This is a genomic window from Gammaproteobacteria bacterium (assembly GCA_013003425.1).
Classification (GTDB): Bacteria; Pseudomonadota; Gammaproteobacteria; order Steroidobacterales; family JABDKV01; genus JABDJB01.
Genome location: JABDJB010000006.1, coordinates 69,630 through 91,267, shown reverse-complemented (window position 1 = coordinate 91,267; position 21,638 = coordinate 69,630). Strand labels below are relative to the sequence as shown.

Below are 21,638 nucleotides of genomic sequence, written 5' to 3'. Positions count from 1 at the left end.
GGTTCAAGCTCCTGAGACGAGCGCTTCTATGCGATCCGCTGCGGCGTCGCAGTCGGCCCCGGTTGCCACGAGTGACAGCCGCACCATGCCCTTGCCGGGGTTGCCACCTGTCGTTTCGCGGGCGAGGTAGCTGCCGGGCAGGGCCAGCACATTCTGCTTGCTGTAGAGCTGCGATGCGAATTGTTCGTCGTCGCCACCGGGGGCCGGGGCCCACAGGTAAAAGGCGGCAGCCGGCAGCGCACAGCCCAGCGTTGCCGCGATGCGCCGCCCCGCGCTGTTGAACTTTGCGCGGTAAAGCGCGCGATTGGCTGTTACATGTTGGTCGTCATTCCATGCCGCAATGCTCGCCTGCTGGTGATGGATCGGCATGGCGCACCCGTGATAGCTGCGGTAAAGGCGGAATTTTTCGATGATGCGCGGGTCGCCGGCGACAAAACCGGAGCGCATACCCGGCACGTTGGAGCGCTTCGACAGTGAATGGAACACAACGCAGTTGTCGAAACCATCACGGCCAGTTTGTACGCAGGCCTGCAGCAGCGACGGCGGTGGTTCATGTTCATCACGATATATTTCGGCGTAGCATTCATCGGCCGCGACGACAAAGCCATATCGATCGGCCAGTGCCAGCACGCGCTCCAGGTAGTCCAGGCCTGTCACTGCGCCGGTCGGGTTACCGGGTGAACACAGGTACAGCAGCTGGCAACGCCGCCACTGCTCCTGCGTCACCGCCTCCAGGTCTGGCAGGAAACCGCTGGCCGCAGTGGCATTGACGTACACGGGCTCGGCGCCGGCCATCAGCGCCGCACCCTCATAAATCTGATAGAACGGGTTGGGCATTAGCACGGTGGGGTTTGTGCTGCGATCAATAACGGCCTGGGCCAGTGCAAACAGCCCCTCGCGCGTGCCACTGAGCGGCAGCACGCTGGTTGCGGCATCGACGCTGCCGGCGGCAAGCTCGAAGCGTCGTTCAAGCCAGCGTGCGCAGGCTGCGCGCAAGCCGGGCAGGCCCGCCGACTGTGGATAGGTGCCCAGATCTTCACCGGCCCGGGACAACGCCTCGACCACGAACCCGGGAGCCGCGTGGCGGGGTTCGCCTATTGCCAGGCTGATGAAATCCAGCTGCGGTGGTGGCTGCAGTGACGCGCGCAGCGCATCAAGTCTGGTAAACGGGTAGGGGTGGAGCCGGTCGAGATCCGGATTCACTGCTGGTCCAGCGACTCGAGCAACTCGCTATTGAGCTGCTCGCACTGTGCGCCGGAAAGCGCGTTGCCTGTGGCATCGGTGATGTAAAAGACGTCTTCGGCACGCTCGCCCACGGTTGTGATCTTCGCGGTCTCGATAACGATGTCGTAGCGGCGGAATACGTCGCCGACTTGTGATAACAGGCCCGGACGGTCGCCGGCAGTCAGCTCCATCATGGTGCGGCGATTGTGTTGATCATCGCTGAAGTTGATCCGGGTAGGCGTGCTGAACATTCGCACCTGGCGTGGCGCCCGGCGGGTGACGCCGGGCTGGCCGGGGGCATCGGCGTTCAGTTCGCGGCTGATGGCAGTTGTGAGTGCCGCGGCACGGTCTGCGTCGATCAGGGCCTCGCCACTGGCTTCGGTTACGCGAAATGCTTCGATGCTGGCGCTGTCCCGGCTGCGGCTGATGCGGGCGTCGATAATGTTAAATCCCATTTCGTCCAGTACCGCGGTAGTCATGGCAAAGGTATGCATGCGGTCAGGCGAGTAAACGAAAAGGCTGGTGCCACCACGGGTTGGCGTAGCGTCAACTGCCACCAGCGGCTGGTCAGCGGTGTGACTCGCCAGAAGTTGCGTGTGCCACGCAATTTCCTGTGGCGAATGACGCAGGAAATAGCCATCCGGCAGGTGCGTCCAGACTGCTTGTGATTTTTCCCGGTCAACTTCCAGCTCTGCCAGAAGCTGCAGAGCCTCGCTCTGTGTTTCGTTTATCAGCGTGTCGCGGTCAATCGGGTTGCCCAGGCCGCGGCGCAGCGCGCGGCGGGTCAGCAGGAACAGCTCCTCGAACAACGAAGCCTTCCACGAATTCCACAGTTTCGGGTTGGTGCCGGTAAGGTCCGCCACCGTCAGCACATAGAGATACTCGAGATGCTGTTCGTCACCTACCTCGGTAGCAAACTCGTGAATAACCTGCGGGTCATCGATGTCTTTTTTCTGTGCCGTCACCGAAAGAATCAGGTGTTTGCTTACCAGCCAGGCAACCAGCCTCGCTTCGTACTCGCTCAGGCCGTGATCCAGGCAGAAGCGTTTGGCATCCGCCGCACCAAGCATTGAATGATCGCCGCCGCGGCCCTTGGCGATGTCGTGGAACAGCGCCGCCAGGTAGGCCAGCTCGGGCTTGGCCAGGCCACGTATGATCTCGCTGCAATGCGGATAGGCGGGGTTTGCAGGCTCGACGGCAAAACGCCGCAGGTTGCGCAACACGAACAGCGTGTGTGCATCGACGGTGTAGGTGTGGAACAGGTCGTACTGCATACGGCCGACTATCTGACCGAACTCCGGCAGGTAACGCCCGAGCACGCCGTAGGCATTCATGCGGCGCAAAGCGGTGGTTACAAACCGGTCGGCGCGCAGAATGTCCATAAACATTTTCTTGTGCGCGGGAGCCGCGCGAAAGTCATCGTCGATCAGGTGCAGTGAATCACGTATGTGGCGAATGGTGTTGGCGCTGACCCCGCGCAGGTGCGGGTTTTCCTGCAGCAGCTGGAATGTCTCGAGCAGCGCCGCCGGGTTGCGCTCGAACACATCGTCGGCAGACAGCGCCAGGTAGCCATTGTGCTCGTGGAAGCGCTCATTAATTGGCGTTGCCGGCGCATCGGGGCGCATCAGGATAGCTTCCTGGAACAGCTGCAGCAGCATTTCATTAAGCAGGCCGAGCTCCATGACGGTGCGGTAATAGCGCTGCATGAGTTGCTCGACGGCAAGGTTGTGATTGCTGTCGCTGTAACCGAGCATTTTGGCGATGCGCACCTGGTGGTCGAACAGCAGTCGGTCCTCGCGCCGCCCCGTGAGCACGTGCAGGGCAAAGCGCAATTGCCACAGGAATGCACGGCCAGCCCGCAGGCGGCGGATTTCCTGTGCGGTCAGAAAGCCAAGCTCCACAAGTTCGCGTGATGTGGCAACGCCAAAATGACGTTTTGCCACCCAACCGATCATCTGGATATCGCGCAACCCGCCCGGACTTCCTTTTACATTAGGTTCCAGTTTGTACGGGGTTTCGTCATAGCGCTTGTGACGTGCAACCTGTTCGGCCAGCTTGGCCTCGAAAAACTCTGCCGAGGGCCAGACGCGGTCTGGCCCAACCGCTGCCCGCATGCTGGCAAAGTGGTCGCCGTTGCCACACAGGCAACGCGATTCCATCAGCGCGGTGGCAACCGTTATATCGGCTTCGCTTTCGCGTACGCAGTCGCTTATCGTGCGCACGCTATGGCCGATTTCCAGGCCGATGTCCCACAGGAAAGTGAAGTATTTTTCCGCCGGCTCGCGCCAGCTGTCGCCGGTATGATCCGGTAGCAGCAGCATGATGTCGATATCGGAACCCGGGTGCAGTTCACCGCGCCCGTAACCGCCAACGGCAACAAGCGCAACGTCGCCGGGGCCGTCGATCCCCGTCCAGGCGTGTACCAGCAGCTCGTCGATCAGTTTCGCTCGATCGCGCACGAGCGTTTCGATGTCCTCGCCCGCGGCGAAACGTTGTGCCAGCAATTCATCGCCGCGCGAGATTGCGTCTTTGTACGCTGCCAACCGCTGCGCAGCAGGTTTTGCTACCACTTCGGCCAGCCCGTGCACCGGCGGCCAGCTATTGCCGGCAACATGCGCGCCGTGCGACATCAGATCTCGCCGCTGGCGCCCAGCGTGAGCACTTCGAATCCGGCTTCGGTAACGAGGATCGTGTGTTCCCACTGCGCCGACAGGGAATGATCCTTTGTTACTACCGTCCAGCCGTCTTTCAGCAGTTTTGTGTGGTAACGGCCAACGTTGACCATGGGTTCGATCGTAAACGTCATTCCCGCCTCAATCTGCAACCCGGTGCCTGGCGTTCCGTAATGCAGCACCTTCGGGTCTTCGTGAAATACCTCGCCGATTCCGTGGCCACAGTAGTCGCGCACAACCGAACAGCCTTCGCTTTCGACATAGGACTGGATCGCATGGCCTATGTCACCGAGGCGGGCACCGGGTCTGACCATTTCGATACCGCGCCGCATGGCTTCGTGCGCGATATTGCAGATCCGCCGAGCGCGAACCGCTGGCTCGCCAACCAGGAACATGCGGCTGGTATCGCCATGCCAGCCGTCCTTGATCACGGTGATGTCGATGTTGACGATATCGCCTTTCTTCAGTTTCTTTGGCCCCGGGATCCCGTGGCAGACCACGTGATTCACCGAAGTACAGATTGATTTGGGGAAACCCTTGTAATTGAGCGGTGCCGGGACCGCGCCCTGGACCTCGGTAATGTGGCGGTGGCAGATCGCGTCCAGCTCCTCGGTGGTGATCCCCGGCCTGACGTGCTCGCCGATCATGTCCAGGGCGGCCGCCGCCAGGCGGCCGGCAATCCGCATTTTTTCCTGTTCTTCCGGTGTTTTAAGGGTGACTGTCATGATGCTTTCCGGGTGGCCGGGCGCTGGCATTGTCCGGCGCCGGCCGCTCTGGCGCAACCAAATTGTTGCGCCGCGGCCTTTATGGTATAAATCGCGCGCTTTTTCAGCAATTTAACACCACACATGTGTCGTCACATGCGGCTGGGTGCCCCTCGCCAGGCGAGGGGTTGTCGTATGGGGCACGTGGAGGCTCAACCCGGGAGACAACATGTATAACGTATCGATGCGGCAGATGCTCGAGGCTGGCGTTCACTTCGGCCATCAAACCCGTTACTGGAGTCCGAAGATGGCACCCTACATCTTCGGCGAGCGCAACAAAATTCATATTATAAATCTCGAGCGTACATTGCCGATGTACCTCGAGGCGACCACCTTCATCAAGCGTATCGTTGCCGACGGCGGCAACGTGCTGTTTGTTGGAACAAAGCGTTCTGCTCGTCAGGCTATCCGCGAGGAAGCCGGCAAGTGCGGCATGCCGCATGTCAGTCATCGCTGGCTCGGTGGAATGCTCACCAACTTCAAGACAATAAAGCAATCCGTCAAGCGCCTGAAGAATCTTGAAACGATGGCCGAGGATGGCAGCTTCGAAAGGCTGACCAAGAAAGAGGCATTGGGACTCACGCGCGAAATGGAAAAGCTCGAGCGCAGCCTCGGCGGTATCAAGGACATGAATTCGCTGCCTGATGTTGTGTTCGTCGTGGACGTCGGTCACGAGAAGATTGCGGTGCACGAGGCGCGCAAGCTCGGCATTCCCGTGGTGGCGATTGTCGACACAAACTGCTCGCCCGACGAGGTGGATTACATCATTCCGGGCAACGATGACGCGATGCGGGCGATACAGTTGTATTCGCAGGGCGTTGCCGAAGCCGTGCTGGACGGCAAGGCATCTGTGCCGGAGGTCGCGGTGGGCGACGACGAGTTTGTCGAGCTCGACGAGGACGGTAAGCCGCGCAAGAAGAAAGCGCAGCGCAAGACCGGCAGGAAGAAGACCGGTCGCAAGACAGCGACACGAAAAAAGGCGGCTGCCAAACCGGTAGAGAAAAAACCGGCGGCTGCAGCTGACGGTGAGAAGACCGCCGAGCCGGCTGCTGCGAAGAGCGAGCCCGAGGCACCAGCCGCCGAGCCGGTTGCTGCGAAGAGCGAGCCCGATGCGCCGGCCGCCGAGCCGGCTGCTGCGAAGAGCGAGCCCGAGGCGCCGGCCGCCGAGCCGGTTGCTGCGAAGAGTGAGCCCGATGCACCTGCCGCCGACAGTGATGTCGCGAAATCCTGAAACGATCAAGTTGCCGTGCCCGTGAACGCGGGCACGCAAGGGAGAGACTAGAAATGGCAATTACTGCAGCGCTGGTAAAAGAGCTGCGCGAGCGCACCGGCGCAGGGATGATGGACTGCAAGAAGGCGCTGACCGAAACCGGCGGCGATATCGAAGCAGCCGTCGACCAGATGCGTAAATCCGGTGCACTCAAAGCTGACAAGAAAGCGGGACGTGTTGCGGCCGAAGGCGCCGTAGCCATCGCCGAAGGCGACGGCAGCGCAGCGATCGTCGAGGTCAACTGCGAGACAGATTTTGTTGCTCGCGGTGACGCCTTTGCTGATTTTACCAGCGCGATCGCGCGGACCGTGCTGGAGGCAAAGCCGGCTACCATCGACGAGCTTGCCGCTTGTCCGATGGCAGGCAAGACAGTCGACGAGGCTCGTCGCGACCTGATCGCCAGTCTTGGAGAAAACATCCAGGTACGTCGTTTGGGTGTGCAGCAGGGCGGCACTTTGCTCGGCAAGTACATTCACACCAACAACAAGATCGGCGTGGTAGTGGCCCTCGAAGGGGGCGATGCGGAACTGGCGCGTGACGTAGCGATGCACATTGCGTGGAACAACCCGCCATACCTGAGCCCCGATGACGTGCCGGCAGACCAGGTCAGTCGTGAGAAGGAGATTTTTGTTGAACAGGCACGCGGCGAAGGCAAGCCCGACGCCATAATTGACAAGATTGTCAGCGGCAAGCTGCGCAAGTTTCTCGATTCGATCTCGCTGCTGGGCCAGCCGTTTGTAAAAGACGACAAGTCGTCGGTAGGTAAGCTGCTTGGCGCTGCCGAAGCGAGCGTAGTTGGCTATGTGCGCCTCGAAGTCGGTGAGGGAATAGAGAAAAAGCAGGAAGATTTTGCTGCTGAGGTCATGGCGCAGGTGCGCGGCGATGACTAGCGTAGTGCGCGCCTGATGCAGCTGCCGGGTACCTTTAATGAATGACGCCGATCCTACCCTGAAACGTGTCCTGCTGAAGCTCAGCGGTGAGGCCCTGATGGGGTCCGAGGACTACGGCATCGATCCGGAGGTGTTGCGGCGAATCGCGGCTGAAATACGCGATATCGTGGAACTTGGCGTCGAAATTGGTGTCGTTATTGGCGGCGGCAATATTTTCCGTGGGGCCGGGCTGGCACGTGCCGGTATGGATCGGGTCACCGGCGATCACATGGGAATGCTGGCTACAGTCATCAACGCGTTGGCAATGCAGGACGCGCTGGAACAATTCGACATGTATGCACGTGTCATGTCGGCTGTACGCATAAATGAAGTCTGTGAGGACTACATTCGCCGCCGCGCCGTCCGCCACCTGGAAAAGGGGAGGGTGACGATTTTCGCTGCCGGCACCGGCAATCCGTTTTTTACCACCGACACTGCAGCTGCATTACGCGCAATCGAGGTAGGCGCGGACATCCTGCTGAAAGCAACTAAGGTCGACGGCGTGTACTCGGACGATCCGGTTACAAACCCGGATGCCGTGCACTTCAGCCAGATCGGATTCGACCAGGTGTTGACCGACAAGTTGATGGTGATGGATGCGACTGCAGTAGTTATGTGTCGCGACAACGACCTGCCGTTGCGGGTTTTTAACCTGGGAGACCAGGGCGCACTGGAACGTATTGTGCGTGGTGCTCAGGTAGGCACTCTGGTAACAAATGACGATCGGGTTATAACCAATGATTAAGGAAATCATGAACGACGCTTCTGAGCGGATGGACAAGAGCATCGAGGCTCTGCATCGTGAGTTCAAGAAGCTGCGTACCGGCCGGGCTCACACCAGCCTGCTGGATCACATCACCGTGGAATACTATGGCTCCGACGTGCCGCTGTCGCAGGTTGCGAATATTGGTGTTGAAGATTCGCGCACGCTGACCGTGTCGCCGTGGGAAAAGCCGATGGTGACGGTAGTCGAGAAGGCGATCATGACTTCCGATCTCGGGCTTACCCCGGCAACGGCAGGCACCCTGATACGTGTGCCATTGCCGCCACTCACCGAAGAGCGGCGCAAAGACATGATTCGCATCGTCAAGGCCGAGGCCGAGCAGGCTCGCGTAAGCGTCAGGAATATTCGCCGTGATGCCTTGCATCACCTGAAGGATTTGCTGAAAGACAAGGATATCAGCGAGGACGAGGAGCGCCGTGCGCATGACGACGTGCAGACGCTCACCGACCAGCACGTCGCCAAAATTGACGAGGTGTTGGCCGAAAAAGAAAAAGAACTGATGGAATTTTAACGGCAGTACCTGCCGCCCATGAGTTCTGACAGCAAACAACCCGAATATCCGCGGCATATTGCCATCGTGATGGATGGCAACGGCCGCTGGGCGCGCCGGCGAGGCCTGCCGCGAAATTCCGGGCACCGGGCGGGTGTACGGGCTGCGCGGAAAGTCGTGGAGGCCTGCGGCCAGCGCGACATAGAGATGCTGACCCTGTTTGCCTTCAGCAGCGAAAACTGGAATCGCCCGCCGCGCGAAGTCAGCCTGCTGATGCGCTTGTTCGTCGAGGCAATCCAGCGAGAAGCGCAGGATCTGCACACAAATAACGTTCGTCTCAGGTTTATCGGTGACCGCGCCATGTTGCCCGCCAACCTCACCCGGCAAATGGCTGCCAGCGAGGAGCTGACTGCCGGCAATACCGGGTTGCAGCTCAATATTGCCGTTTCCTATGGCGGCCGCTGGGACATACTGCGCGCAACCGGCCGCATCGCCGCCCGCATCGCCGCCGGCGAGATAGATGCAGACTCCCTCGACGAAGCGACTCTTGCGGCCGAGTTGTCGCTCGGCACTGCGCGTGACCCTGACCTGTTTATTCGAACGGGCGGCGAAAAACGCGTGAGCAACTTCCTGCTGTGGAACCTGGCCTATTCCGAGTTTTATTTTTCCGATGCACTGTGGCCCGATTTCGATGCCGTTCTGCTCGATCGCGCGATCGACAGTTACAGCGAGCGGCAGCGACGCTTTGGCCGCACGGCAGAGCAGCTCAGTGCCAGCTGAGGGCCTGATAAAGCGCCTGGTTACCGCTTTGCTGGCAATTTCCGCGGTCGCAGCGGTGTTGTTTCTTACACCACGGATGGCGGGAGCCGCGTTTCTCGGAGCGATCGTCCTGATCGGAGCATGGGAGTGGGGTGGCTTTCTCGCATTGCCGGCCGGAGCAAAACGCGTCGGCTACATGCTCGTGGTCGCGACGGGGCTGACGTTGGCCTGGTGGCTGGCGGGAGATTCGCCAATGCCGCTGATGCTGCTGGCCGCCGTATGGTGGGTCGCCGCGTTTATTATGGTGCTGCGTTACCCGGTGTCGGTACCGCTTCCGCTGGTTCTGCTTGCGGGCCTTTTGATACTGGTACCCGGCTGGCTGGCCCTGGCGCACCTGCATGTAGCTTACGGGCCGCAGTGGGTCATGTATTTCTTCGTCCTGATTGCCGCGGCCGACAGCGGAGCGTATTTCAGCGGCCGGGCATTTGGCCAGACCCGGCTGGCCCCTCACGTCAGCCCGGGAAAGACCTGGGAGGGTGTGATCGGCGGCTTGCTGCTGGTTGCGGTGATGGCTGGAGCCGGAGCGTGGTGGTTCGGGATGCCGCTGGTCTTCATGTTGTCGCTGGGCATCGCGGTCGCGCTGATTTCGATCGTGGGTGACCTGACTATGAGCGTTTTCAAGCGCAACGCAGGGCTGAAAGACAGCGGCAACCTGTTTCCAGGTCACGGTGGCGTGTTGGATCGTATTGACAGCATGGCGGCCGGTGCGCCGTTGTTCCTGATCGGGTTGGGCTGGTCACAGCAGCTCACATGAGTTTTCGGGGAACCTAATGGTCAGTATTGTGGTCGTCATGTTAAGCAGCTGCGGGTGTTAATAAAGAAGTGTTGAGTACCATCGTCATCTGGATACTGGCTTTTGCATTTGCCATCAGCGTGCTGGTGGCGGTGCATGAGTTTGGCCATTTCTGGGTGGCGCGACGGCTCGGTATCAAGGTGCTGCGCTTTTCGATAGGTTTTGGTAAGCCTTTATGGCGTCGCACCGGCAAGGTCGATGGCACTGAGTACGTAATCTCGGCGCTGCCGCTTGGTGGTTACGTGAAAATGCTCGACGAGCGCGATTGCACCGTCGCGCCTGAGGAAAAGCAGCGCGCATTCAATAACGCGCCAATCTGGGCCCGCCTTGCCGTGCTTGCTGCCGGTCCCGCATTCAATTTTCTGTTCGCCATCGTCGTGTACTGGGTCATGTTTATGGTCGGCGATACCTTGTTGCGGCCGGTCATAGGTGACGTCGCCGAGGATTCCTATGCAGCCGCGGCCGGCCTGCAGGCCGGAGACGAGATGATTGCCGTCGGTGGTGAGCCGGTGCAATCCTGGCAGGATGCAACGCTGGCCATCATCGATGACATGATTGATGACGGCCGGATCAGCATCGAAGTGCGTGAGGCCACCGGCAGCACGCGCAGCGCCCTGATCGATGTCGGTGGCGAACAACGCCGGCTGACTGAACCGGGCGAACTCCTGCCCGGTCTCGGGATCAGCGTATGGCCATCGAATATTCCTGCTCAGATCGGCCAGCTGGTGCCGGGCGAGGCCGCCGAACGATCGGGTTTGTTACCCGGTGATCTGCTCCTGGCAGCGGACGATGCCGAAATCGGCACGTGGCGCGAGTGGTACGACTTTGTACGCGCCAATCCATCGCGAACCGTACGCTTGCTGCTGCAGCGCGATGGCCGGGAGATGGAGCTGGACCTGGCGATTGGCGAGATGCGTGACCAGGGCGAAACGGTCGGACGCATCGGTGCCGGCCCGGTAGACCTGGCAGCACAGCGCGAACTGTCGGTGCGTTACGGCCCTGTCGAGGCAATGAGCCGGGCAGTCGGACGCACCGCGGAGATGAGCATTTTTACGGTACGCATGCTGTGGCGGATGGTCACCGGTGATTTTTCCGCCCGCAACCTGAGCGGGCCGATTACAATCGCTGAATATGCCGGGACCACAGCCCAGATGGGGCCGGAATTTTTCATCAAGTTTCTGGCAATAGTCTCGATCAGCCTGGGGATTCTGAACCTGTTGCCGGTGCCGATACTGGACGGTGGGCAAATGGTGTTCCAGCTTGCCGAGGCATTGAAAGGCAGCCCGCTGTCGCCGGAGACCGAGTTACGCGGACAGCAGGTGGGTATATTCCTGTTGTTAATGCTTATGAGCCTTGCTTTCTATAACGACATTCTGCGCCTGATGGGGTAACCGTATGAGCACCTGCCTTCGAAGCGTTGTTATTCTCGTGCTTGTGCTGGCCGGCATGCCGGCACACTCTGCGAGCGAAGCATTTGTCGTTGACGACATACGGATAGAAGGGCTTGGTCGCATCACCGAGGGAACGGTTTTCAATTACCTTCCTGTGAATGTGGGTGACCAGCTCGATGATCAGCGCATATCCGAGGCTTTGCGCGCCATGTATGGCACCGGTTTTTTCGATGACATCGAATTCCGTCGTGATGGTGACACTCTGGTGATCGCCGTAGCCGAGCGCCCGACCATCGCCAGCTTTACCATCGAAGGTAACAAGGACATCAAGTCAGAGGATCTCGAGACTAATCTGTCCGGTGTCGGCCTCAAGCAGGGTGGCAGCTTCGACCGGTCGGTGCTCGACAACGTCAAGCAGGTACTGACCCAGGAGTATTTCAACCGCGGCAAGTACGGCGCCACAATCGATACAGCCGTCACCGAGATCGACAACAACCAGGTACGTATCGAGATCGATATTACTGAAGGAGACCGGGCCCGCATCAGGCAGATAAACGTGGTAGGCAATACGCAGTTCGGTGATAAGGAGCTGTTGCGCCAGTTCAAGATGAAAACGCCGAACTTCCAGGCGCTGTGGAAGAAAAACGATCGTTACGCCCGCGAAGTGCTCAGCGGCGACCTGGAGACGCTTACTTCCTATTACATGGATCGCGGCTATGCCGATTTTGCCATCGAGTCGACGCAGGTGGCGATCACCCCTGACAAGAAAGACATTTATATAACCATCAATATTGACGAGGGTGACAAGTACACAATCGCCGATACGGCTGTCAGTGGTGACATGGTAGTCCCGGAGGAGCAGCTGAGGCAGCTGATCCTGCTCCAGCCTGGTCAGACTTTTTCGCGCAAGCAGCTTACAGGCACCACTGAGCTGATGTCCTTCCGTCTCGGCCAGGACGGGTTTTCGCGCGCCACGATTACGCCGATCCCGAACATTGACGAAGACGCCAAGTCAGTTTCGATTGATTTTCGTGTCGAGCCGGGCGAACGGGTTTATGTGCGCCGTATTAACTTCAACGGTGCCAATAGCATCGATGACGAAGTCCTGCGTCGCGAAATGCGTCAGCTTGAAGGAGCACCATTGTCCAACACGGCAGTGGACCGTTCGGAACAGCGCGTGCGACGTCTGCCCTTCATCGAAGAGGTCGCGGTAGAGACCGTGCCGGTGCCGGGCAGCCCGGATGAGGTCGACGTCGAATTTGATATCGAGGAGGGGCTGCCAGGTCAGTTCGGTGGCGGCCTCGGCTTTTCCGGTACCCAGGGCTTGCTGCTGAACGGAAATTTCACTCACACAAATTTTCTCGGTTCCGGGGAGCGGGTCGCGGCAAACGTGAGTTCCGGCCGGTTCCAGACCGTTTACAGTCTCGGCCACAGCGACAACTACCGAACTGCAGACGGTATCGGGCGCAATATCTCCCTGTCGTATTCCGATCTCACTGCATTTACCGCCGAGTCCTCGGATTTCTCCATTGAGTCCCTGGTCGCGTCCATGGAATACAGCTGGCCGATTTCCGAGTTTGGCCGCGTGCAGTTTGGTGGCTCATACCTCGACAGCCAGCAGATTACGAGTCTGTTCAGTTCGCAGCAGAACAACCAGTTCGTGCGCAATAATGGTAATCCCTTTGTAGTCTCCGCCGTAGGAGACGTATGCGGCGAAAGCATCAACGATATCTGTGGCACCGAATTCAAGGCATTCGAGCTGTTTGCCGGCTGGGTTCGGGACACCCGCGACCGGGTAATTTTCCCAACCAAGGGAACGCGCCACACCTTTTCGTTGTCAACCACCATACCTGGCAGCGAGGTGGAGTATTACTCCGCACGATATAATTTCACCAGGCTGTGGAGGTTGTTTGGTGACTGGTCATTGGGCTGGAATGTGGAACTCGCCTATGGTGAGCCTCTTGGCACTTCGACCGATCTGCCGCCGTCCAAGCTTTTTTACGCCGGTGGGCCGGAAACGGTGCGCGGCTTCGAGAACAGTCGCCTCGGGCCGATCGATTCACGAGGTAATCCCAATGGCGGCAACCTCAAAACGGTGAGCCAGCTGGAATTGCTCCTGCCAACCCCCGCACGGCTGCGCACCAGCACGCGGTTCAGCCTTTTCTGGGACGTCGGCAACGTTTTTTACACGGGTGCCAATGACATCGGATTCACGGACTGTCTTGCCTCGCTGGGATATGCCTGCGCTCCCCGGCCAGTAGAATATGGTTTTGATGCCAATTCCCTGCGACAATCGGTCGGAGTTGCCGCTCAGTGGCTTGCGCCACTCGGTACGTTCAGGTTCAGCTACGCGGTCCCGATCCGCAAGTTCGATGGAACTTCGCGGCTGCCCGGTGATCAGGTTGAACGGTTTCAGTTTTCTGTCGGCTCGACGTTTTGAGCGTGTTTTAGTATGAGAAAAATTGTAATTAAAGTTTTGTCCATTGCCTTACTGTGCTGCTGCACGGCTGTCCCGGTACTGGCCGCTGATTTGAACATCGGCGTGGTGAATGTCGCGCGATTGCTCGATGAAGCACCGCAGGCCAGGTCCGCGATGAAAGCCCTGCAGGATGAGTTTGCGCCACGACAGCGTGAAATCCAGTCGCAGGAACAGGAATTGCGTAGCCGGCAGGAAGAGATCGAACGCGATGTTGCAGTGATGGGCGAGACCGAACGTCGTGATGCCGAGAAGGACCTGCGTGAACGTGCCCGTGATCTGGCGCGCAAGCAGAACGAGTACCTGGAAGATCTCAACCTGCGGCGTAATGAGGAACTCGGACGGCTGCAGCGTGCCTTGATGGAAGAGGTGCAGACCTTTGCCCGGCAGAAAAATTACGACCTGATCGTCGGTGATGGCGTATTGTTCGCCAGTGGCAATGTCGATGTTACGGCCGAGGTGCTTGCCGGGCTCGAACGCAGCTTTCAGTCCAGCAACTGAGTTGCGCAGCCTGCCGCAGCGGTCATGAGTCTTACCGTCGCGGAAATCGCCGTACGTCACGGCTGCGAGGTTCGTGGCGACCCGGCAACCGTCGTCGAGCGTGTCGCCACGCTCGAGCGGGCCGGCAACGGCAGTATCAGTTTTCTTGCCAATCCGCGGTACCGGCGCTGCCTCGCAGCCACCGGTGCATCGGCGGTTATCCTGGCTGCCGCCGACGCGGATGAATGCCCGGTAACGGCGCTGATCAGCGACAATCCTTATGCACTTTATGCCCGCGTGGCAGGCGAACTGGAACCGCCACCCGCACCGCGGCCGGGTATTCACCCCGCAGCGGTGGTCGCGGCAGATGCTGACGTGCCCGAGACTTGCGAAGTGGCTCCCGGCGCCGTAATCGAGGCCGGCGCGCGGCTTGGCGCTGGCGTGATAGTTGGCCCTGGCTGTGTCGTCGGGACAGGTGCCACGATTGGTGCCGGCAGCAGGCTCACGGCCAACGTCACGGTCTGTCACGACGTGACGCTGGGCAGTCGTTGCCTGGTGCATCCGGGAACGGTAATCGGTTCAGACGGGTTTGGTATTGCGCGTGAACCGGAAGGCTGGATAAAAGTGCCGCAGCTGGGCAGCGTGGTGGTTGGCGACGATGTCGAAATTGGCGCCTGCACCAGCATCGACCGCGGCGCAATCGACGACACGGTTATTGGCAACGGCGTAAAGCTGGACAACCAGATTCAGGTCGCGCATAACGTGCACATTGGCGAGCACACGGTCATTGCTGCGGGCAGCGGAATTTCCGGCAGCACCCGCATCGGCAGGCGATGTATGATTGCCGGGCATGTTGGTTTTGTCGGTCACCTCGATATTGCCGACGACGTAGTGATTACCGGCCAGACTATGGTCAACCGTTCCATCAGCGAAGCGGGGGTTTACTCAAGCGCGTTGCCGATGGACGAGGCACGACGCTGGCGCCGCAACAGCGCGCGCTTCCGCCAGCTCGATGCCATTGCGAAGCGGCTGAAGAAACTGGAAAAGAAAAGCGGGGAGTGAACCAGGTTATGCAGATGGATGTTCATCGAATCATGCAGCTGCTGCCGCACCGTTATCCGTTCCTGCTCGTGGACCGGGTAACCGAGTGTGTGCCGGGCGAGCGGCTCAGCGCTATCAAGAATGTCACGGCAAACGAGCCATTTTTCCAGGGCCATTTTCCGCAGCGACCAGTAATGCCAGGCGTCATTATCCTGGAAGCCATGGCGCAGGCCACCGGCTTGCTTGCTTTTGCTACGGCGGGTACACCGGATGACGACACTTTGTATTACCTCGTGGGTATCGACAAGGCGCGGTTCCGCCGTCCGGTTGAGCCCGGCGACCAGCTGATACTCACTGCGACGCTCAATCGGACCCGGCGTAACATCTGGATGTTTGGCGCCCGGGCAGAGGTCGATAACGAGCTGGTCTCGAGTGCGGAAATGATGTGTGCTCCGCGGAGAAATGACAGTTGATCGATCAGCATGCGGTTATTTCGCCGGATGCCAGTATCGCGCTTGGCGTCGAGGTCGGGCCGTATAGCATTATCGGTGCCGGCGTCGAGATCGAGGCCGGCACCTGGATCGGCCCGCATGTGGTCATCAAGGGCCCCACCCGGATCGGCCCGGACAATCGTATCTACCAGTTCTGCTCGATCGGCGAGGATCCGCAGGACAAAAAATATGCAGGTGAGCCCACCAGGCTGGAAATAGGTGCTCGCAACACCATCCGTGAATCCTGCACCATAAACCGCGGTACGGCCCAGGACCGCAACGTTACGACCATAGGCGATGACAACTGGATCATGGCCTACGTGCACATTGCTCATGATTGCGATGTTGGAAACAACATCATCATGGCAAATGCAACAACGCTCGCAGGCCATGTAAGCGTCGGTGACTGGGCCATCCTGGGTGGCTTTACCAAGGCACACCAGTTTTGCCGCATTGGCGCCCATGCGTTTACCGCGATGGACTGCGCGATCAGCCGCGATCTGCCGCCGTACGTAATGGCTGCCGGCCACCTGGCATTACCGCGTGGTATCAACAGCGAGGGCCTGCAACGGCGCGGGTTTTCCAGGGAGCAGATCAGCCGTATTAAAAAAGCATACAAAATCCTGTATCGCTCGGACCTGCGGCTGGCTGAAGCCATCGACAAGCTGCGTGAACTGGCGACAGGTCACGAGGAGATCGGGTTGCTCGTCAGGTTCCTCGAGACGAGCGAACGCAGCATCATTCGTTAGTGGAGCGGCCGTCGCATGACCCCTGAACGCCCGCTGCAGATCGCACTGGTCGCCGGCGAGGCATCCGGCGACCAGCTGGGAGCCGGCCTGATCACGGCAGTGCGCGCCCGGCTGGGCGACCGGGTGCAATTTGCCGGTGTCGCAGGGCCGGCCATGCGTAGCGCCGGTTGCGAGGCATGGTTCGACAGCGACGAGCTGGCGGTAATGGGCCTGGTCGAAGTGCTCGCGCACCTGCCGCGACTGCTGGCGCTGCGTCGTAAACTGTACCGGCGCATCATCGCTCAGCAGCCGGACGTATTCATTGGCATAGATGCTCCGGATTTCAACCTGGGGCTCGAGCGCCGGCTGCGGCGCACCGGCATACGCACGGTGCACTACGTCAGCCCTTCGGTCTGGGCCTGGCGGCCAAAACGCGCTGCACGCATGGCACAGTGCGCCGACCTGGTGCTTTGCCTGCTGCCGTTTGAGCCCCGATTCTATGAAGACTATGGAGTTGCGGCCGAGTTTGTCGGTCACCCGCTGGCCGACAGTATCCCGCTGCGTCCGGACCGCGCCGCGGCACGCGCCGCTCTGGAACTGCCCGGCACAGGTGAGGTGGTTGCGCTGCTACCCGGGAGCAGGGCAAGCGAGCTAGACCGGTTGGGTGCAGTTTTTGCTTCGGCAGCTGCCCGACTCGACCAGAGCCGGCCCGGTATCGGCTTTGTTGCCCCGATGGCTGCGCCTGCCTTGCGCGAAAAATTTGCGGCACAGTTGGCGGCACATGCGCCCGGGGTGCCGGTCAGGCTGGTCGATCGTCAGGCACAACAGGCGATTGCGGCCGCCGACGCCGTGCTGGTTGCGTCCGGTACGGCAACGTTGGAAGCTCTGCTTCTGAAAAGACCAATGGTGGTCGCGTACCGGCTGGCGCAGGGCACGCGCATTCTCCTGGAAAAACTCAAGCTGTTGAACATCAGGCGCTTTGCATTACCCAACCTGTTGGCGGACCGGGAAATCGTCGCTGAAGTGCTGCAGGATGAACTTACCGCCGAGCGTTTGTCGGCGGAGCTTACGGCCTTGCTGGACCGTGACAGTCACGACGACTACCTGCAGGAATGCGACCAGATTCATGACGTGCTGCGTCAATCCGCCAGCGAGCGCGCTGCCGATGCCGTGTTGCGGCTGACAGGTCGCAGCTCATGAGCGGGGCACCCCGCTGGCTGCTGGTCGCCGGTGTCGATGAAGTAGGGCGTGGTCCGCTGGCCGGACCGGTGACATCGGCAGCGGTGATGCTCGATCCACAGCGGCGTATTAACGGTCTGCGTGATTCGAAGCAACTACGGCCAAAACGGCGCGAACTGCTGGCCCAGCGGATTTGCGACAGGGCCCTGGCCTGGTCGGTGGCCTGGGCCGACCCGCACGAGATCGATTCACTCAATATATTCCAGGCGTCGCTCATTGCCATGCGGCGGGCGCTGCAGGGCCTGCGTCTGGACCCGCAACGCGTTGAAATTGACGGGCGGCACACCGTGCTGCCGGATCGCTGGTGCTGTGAGGTCGAGGCGGTGGTCGGCGGCGATGCCAGTCGTCGCGCGATAAGCGCCGCTTCGATACTGGCCAAGGTGCATCGTGATCACGTTATGCGCGAGCTTGACGGACTGTACCCACAGTATGGATTTGCACGTCACAAAGGTTATCCCACGCCCGCACATCTTGAGGCGCTGACCCGACACGGTCCGGCGCCGGTGCATCGACGCTCGTTCCAGCCGGTACGTGTGGCTTTGAAAGAGCATGAGTAGTGGCCCCGCTTTTGTGCACCTGCGGGTGCATACCGAGTATTCGCTGGTCGACAGCGTGGTTCGCGTCAAGCCGCTGATGAATGCCGTTGCGCAGGCCGATATGCCGGCGGTAGCCCTGACCGATGAGAGCAACCTGTTTGCCATGGTCAAGTTCTATCGTGCTGCTGAAGCACGCGGGATCAAGCCGATCATCGGTGCAGACCTGTGGCTGGACCTTGCCGACGAACGCGACCCACTGCGTTTCACTTTGCTGTGCCAGGACCGCAATGGCTATGCCAACCTGTTGCGACTGATTACCCGTTCCTATGTCGAGGGCGACCACAAGGGTCATGCCCGCGTCAGCCGGGAGTGGCTTTGTGAAAGCGCGGCCGGGCTCATTGCGCTATCAGGTGGTCGCGCGGGGGATGTGGGGCGGGCGCTGCTCAACGGCAACGAGGTACAGGCAGCAGAGCGCCTGGGATGGTGGCGTGAGCTGTTTCCCGATCGCTACTACCTGGAGCTGCAGCGAACCGGCCGGCCGGATGAAGCGACTTATAACAACGCCGCAGTGAAGCTGGCAGCCGCCAATGCTGTCCCGGTTGTCGCCACCAATGACGTCTGTTTTATAAACCGCGCAGATTACGAGTCACACGAGGCGCGAGTCTGCATTCACGATGGTTACACCCTCGCCGATCCGCAGCGCCCGCGGCGTCATACCGAGCAGCAATACCTGCGTACCCCCGCGGAAATGGCCGAATTGTTTGCCGAAGTGCCGGAGGCACTGGAAAACACCGTGGAGATCGCCCGGCGCTGCAATCTGGAAATCGAATTCGGGCGCAGCGTGCTGCCTGATTTTCCGGTACCGGACAGCGATACGGTAGACAGCTACCTGGCGCGCAAGGCAGGCGAGGGGCTCGACGAGCGGCTGCGCCAGGTGCGCGAACACCACCACGAGCGTAGTGACTACGAGGCACGGTTGCGCAGTGAACTCGAAGTTATCTCCGGCATGGGTTTTCCCGGGTACTTCCTGGTCGTTGCCGACTTCATTCACTGGGCGCGCAACAACAAGATCCCGGTAGGGCCGGGGCGTGGCTCCGGTGCCGGTTCCGTTGTCGCCTGGGCATTGCAGATCACCGACCTGGACCCGCTGGAGCACGACCTGCTGTTCGAGCGATTTCTCAATCCGGAACGTGTCTCGATGCCGGATTTCGATATCGACTTCTGCATGGAGGGGCGCGACCGGGTTATCGAATATGTCGCCGATCGTTACGGGCACGACAAGGTGTCGCAGATCATTACTTTTGGCAGCATGGCGGCACGCGCGGTGGTGCGTGATGTAGGCCGGGTGCTGGGGCATCCCTACGGCTTTGTCGATCGCATTGCCAAGCTCATCCCGTTTGAAGTAGGAATGACGCTCGACAAGGCCCTGGATTCGGATGATGAGCTGCGGCGGGTGTACGAGGGCGAGGAAGAAATTCGCGCTCTGATTGACCTGGCGCGATCGCTGGAAGGGCTGGCACGTAATGCCGGCAAGCATGCCGGCGGCGTGGTAATCGCGCCGTCGCAACTGATCGACTACACGCCGCTTTACACTGAGAGCGGCGTCGAGGCGGTAACGCAGTACGACAAGGACGACGTCGAGGCGATCGGTCTGGTCAAGTTTGATTTTCTCGGCCTGCGTACACTCACCATCATCGACTGGGCGGTGCAGACAATAAATAGCGCCCGGGCTGCTGCGGACGAACCGGTACTGGAAATCGCCGAGTTGCCCATGGACGATGCGGCGACCTACGCGTTGTTGAAAAGCTGTACCACGACTGCAGTGTTCCAGCTCGAGTCGCGCGGGATGAAAGACCTCATCAAGCGCCTGCAGCCGGACTGTTTCGAAGATATCGTGGCCCTCGTTGCATTGTTTCGCCCTGGCCCGCTGCAGTCGGGAATGGTTGATGACTTCATCCAGCGCAAGCACGGGCAGGCGGTCATCGTTTATCCGCATCCGCAGCTCGAGCAGATCCTGCGGCCCACCTACGGCGTGATCCTCTACCAGGAGCAGGTAATGCAGATCGCGCAGGAGCTGTCCGGTTATTCGCTTGGCGGTGCCGACCTGTTACGGCGCGCAATGGGCAAGAAGAAGCCCGAAGAAATGGCGCGGCAGCGATCCGTTTTTCTCGATGGCGCGGAGGAGCGTGGTGTCGATCGCGCGGTTGCCGCGGGGATCTTTGACCTGATCGAAAAGTTTGCCGGTTACGGGTTCAACCGGTCGCACTCTGCAGGCTATGCCGTGCTGTCGTATCAGACGGCATGGCTCAAGGCTCACTACCCGGCGGCCTTCATGGCTGCGGTGTTGTCAGCCGATATGGATCACACCGACAAGATCGTCACTATTATCGATGACTGTCACAACATTGGCCTGGACGTGTTATCGCCCGATGTAAACTACTCGGGCTACAAGTTTGACGTCGCCAGCGATCAGGCGATCCGCTACGGTCTTGGCGCCATCAAGGGCGTCGGGCGGGCAGCCGTAGAATCGATCATCAATGAACGTGACGCGGGCGAGCCCTATGCCGACCTGCACGACCTGTGCGCGCGCATCGATCTGCAGAGGGTCAACAAGCGGGTGCTGGAAGCGCTGATCAGGGCTGGCGCCCTTGATGGCATCGGGCCAAACCGGGCCACACTGATGGCGCAGCTGCCGACTGCGCTGCGCCTTGCAGACCAGTCGGCACGCGCGTCCGCCGCCGGTCAGGTCGATCTGTTCGGACTGGAGCCGGCGGCAGCTGCCTCTGGGAACGGGGCAGCGCCGGCAGAATTGTTGCCGGAGTGGCCTGATGCCGAGCGCCTGGCTGGCGAACGTGACACGCTGGGCCTGTTCCTTACCGGTCACCCGGTCGATGAATTCGCCGCTGAGCTGGCAGCGCTCACCGCTGCGCCGCTCGCTGAGTTGATGGCAGAGAATGCACCAACCGAGCCTTCATGGCGCAGTCCGAAGCGCAACGTCACGGTAGCAGGGCTTGTGCTCGACCTGCGCCGGGCCGGTTCGCGTCTTATCGTGACGCTCGACGACCGCAGCGCACGCATGGAAGTGATGTTTTTCGACGACGTCTTTCAGCAGTTCCGCGATTTGCTTCAGCGTGATGCAATCCTGGTAATCGGCGGACTGCTGCGTTATGACGATTTCAGCAGCGCCTGGCGACTTACGGCAAAGTCCGTGCAGACGCTTGACCAGGCGAGGGCGCAATACGCCCGCAAGCTGGTCATCCGCTGGCAGGGGACGGCTGAGGACGCAGCCTTCGCGCGCGAACTGCAGCAGGTACTGGCGCCATATCGCGACGGGCAGTGCGAGGTAAGCGTGCATTACCACGGCAGCGGTGCGGTTGCCCGGCTGCAGCTGGGCTCAGAATGGTCGGTCAGGCCGTGTCCGGAATTGCTGAGCGAATTGCATGCGTTGGCCGGCAACGAGCACGTTCATATTGTCTATCCGCACCTTGCCGACATGGCCGGTTGACAAACC

Annotated in this window: 18 protein-coding genes; 15 read left to right on the top strand and 3 right to left on the bottom strand. The window is 60.3% G+C overall.

The features are described 5' to 3' along the window. Positions 1-3 precede the first annotated feature (3 nt). From dapC to map, 3 genes are read right to left on the bottom strand one after another with little or no spacing between them, the layout of a single operon-like run. On the bottom strand, positions 4-1,203 hold the full coding sequence (gene dapC, locus HKN06_00770; GenBank protein NNF59839.1) for a succinyldiaminopimelate transaminase: 1,200 nt from the start codon (positions 1,201-1,203) through the stop codon (positions 4-6). Beyond that, positions 1,200-3,854, bottom strand: a complete 2,655-nt coding sequence (gene glnD, locus HKN06_00765; GenBank protein NNF59838.1) for a [protein-PII] uridylyltransferase — start codon at positions 3,852-3,854, stop codon at positions 1,200-1,202. Before glnD ends, dapC begins: the two co-directional genes overlap by 4 nt. Beyond that, entirely contained in the window at positions 3,854-4,621 is a 768-nt protein-coding gene (map, locus tag HKN06_00760; GenBank protein NNF59837.1) for a type I methionyl aminopeptidase, read from the bottom strand. Before map ends, glnD begins: the two co-directional genes overlap by 1 nt. Positions 4,622-4,829: 208 nt before the next feature. Here map and rpsB point away from each other — a divergent pair, with 208 nt between their 5' ends. The 15 genes from rpsB to dnaE all read left to right on the top strand — a co-directional run bounded on the left by rpsB (position 4,830) and on the right by dnaE (position 21,632). Then, positions 4,830-5,891, top strand: a complete 1,062-nt coding sequence (rpsB, locus tag HKN06_00755) for a 30S ribosomal protein S2 (protein NNF59836.1) — start codon at positions 4,830-4,832, stop codon at positions 5,889-5,891. A 53-nt stretch (positions 5,892-5,944) separates the two neighbouring features. Next, on the top strand, positions 5,945-6,820 hold the full coding sequence (locus HKN06_00750; GenBank protein NNF59835.1) for an elongation factor Ts: 876 nt from the start codon (positions 5,945-5,947) through the stop codon (positions 6,818-6,820). A gap of 37 nt (positions 6,821-6,857) precedes the next feature. Beyond that, positions 6,858-7,604 carry a UMP kinase gene (locus HKN06_00745; GenBank protein NNF59834.1) on the top strand — a complete coding sequence of 249 codons (747 nt, stop codon included), beginning with the start codon at positions 6,858-6,860 and terminating at the stop codon, positions 7,602-7,604. Continuing rightward, entirely contained in the window at positions 7,597-8,154 is a 558-nt protein-coding gene (gene frr, locus HKN06_00740; protein ID NNF59833.1) for a ribosome recycling factor, read from the top strand. Before HKN06_00745 ends, frr begins: the two co-directional genes overlap by 8 nt. A gap of 18 nt (positions 8,155-8,172) precedes the next feature. Continuing rightward, entirely contained in the window at positions 8,173-8,913 is a 741-nt protein-coding gene (uppS, locus tag HKN06_00735) for a di-trans,poly-cis-decaprenylcistransferase (protein ID NNF59832.1), read from the top strand. Beyond that, on the top strand, positions 8,903-9,706 hold the full coding sequence (locus HKN06_00730; GenBank protein ID NNF59831.1) for a phosphatidate cytidylyltransferase: 804 nt from the start codon (positions 8,903-8,905) through the stop codon (positions 9,704-9,706). The genes uppS and HKN06_00730 overlap by 11 nt, the downstream gene beginning before the upstream one ends. Before the next feature lie 71 nt (positions 9,707-9,777). After that, a complete protein-coding gene (gene rseP, locus HKN06_00725; protein ID NNF59830.1) occupies positions 9,778-11,136 on the top strand; it encodes an RIP metalloprotease RseP in 1,359 nt (452 codons plus the stop codon). Between the two features lie 4 nt (positions 11,137-11,140). Then, a complete protein-coding gene (gene bamA, locus HKN06_00720) occupies positions 11,141-13,576 on the top strand; it encodes an outer membrane protein assembly factor BamA (GenBank protein ID NNF59829.1) in 2,436 nt (811 codons plus the stop codon). Positions 13,577-13,588: 12 nt separating this feature from the next. Next, positions 13,589-14,113 (top strand): OmpH family outer membrane protein, encoded by a 525-nt coding sequence (locus tag HKN06_00715; protein NNF59828.1) that lies wholly within the window; start codon positions 13,589-13,591, stop codon positions 14,111-14,113. Positions 14,114-14,137: 24 nt separating this feature from the next. Then, positions 14,138-15,154 carry a UDP-3-O-(3-hydroxymyristoyl)glucosamine N-acyltransferase gene (gene lpxD, locus HKN06_00710; GenBank protein NNF59827.1) on the top strand — a complete coding sequence of 339 codons (1,017 nt, stop codon included), beginning with the start codon at positions 14,138-14,140 and terminating at the stop codon, positions 15,152-15,154. A gap of 14 nt (positions 15,155-15,168) precedes the next feature. Next, a complete protein-coding gene (fabZ, locus tag HKN06_00705; GenBank protein NNF59826.1) occupies positions 15,169-15,606 on the top strand; it encodes a 3-hydroxyacyl-ACP dehydratase FabZ in 438 nt (145 codons plus the stop codon). Then, the gene (gene lpxA, locus HKN06_00700) at positions 15,603-16,373 is read left to right on the top strand and encodes an acyl-ACP--UDP-N-acetylglucosamine O-acyltransferase (GenBank protein NNF59825.1); all 771 of its coding nucleotides are present in this window, start codon (positions 15,603-15,605) and stop codon (positions 16,371-16,373) included. The genes fabZ and lpxA overlap by 4 nt, the downstream gene beginning before the upstream one ends. Positions 16,374-16,388: 15 nt before the next feature. After that, complete coding sequence (gene lpxB, locus HKN06_00695) at positions 16,389-17,552, top strand: lipid-A-disaccharide synthase (GenBank protein NNF59824.1); 1,164 nt, start codon at positions 16,389-16,391, stop codon at positions 17,550-17,552. Beyond that, complete coding sequence (rnhB, locus tag HKN06_00690) at positions 17,549-18,148, top strand: ribonuclease HII (protein NNF59823.1); 600 nt, start codon at positions 17,549-17,551, stop codon at positions 18,146-18,148. The genes lpxB and rnhB overlap by 4 nt, the downstream gene beginning before the upstream one ends. Continuing rightward, positions 18,141-21,632 (top strand): DNA polymerase III subunit alpha, encoded by a 3,492-nt coding sequence (gene dnaE, locus HKN06_00685; protein ID NNF59822.1) that lies wholly within the window; start codon positions 18,141-18,143, stop codon positions 21,630-21,632. The genes rnhB and dnaE overlap by 8 nt, the downstream gene beginning before the upstream one ends. Positions 21,633-21,638 lie beyond the last annotated feature (6 nt).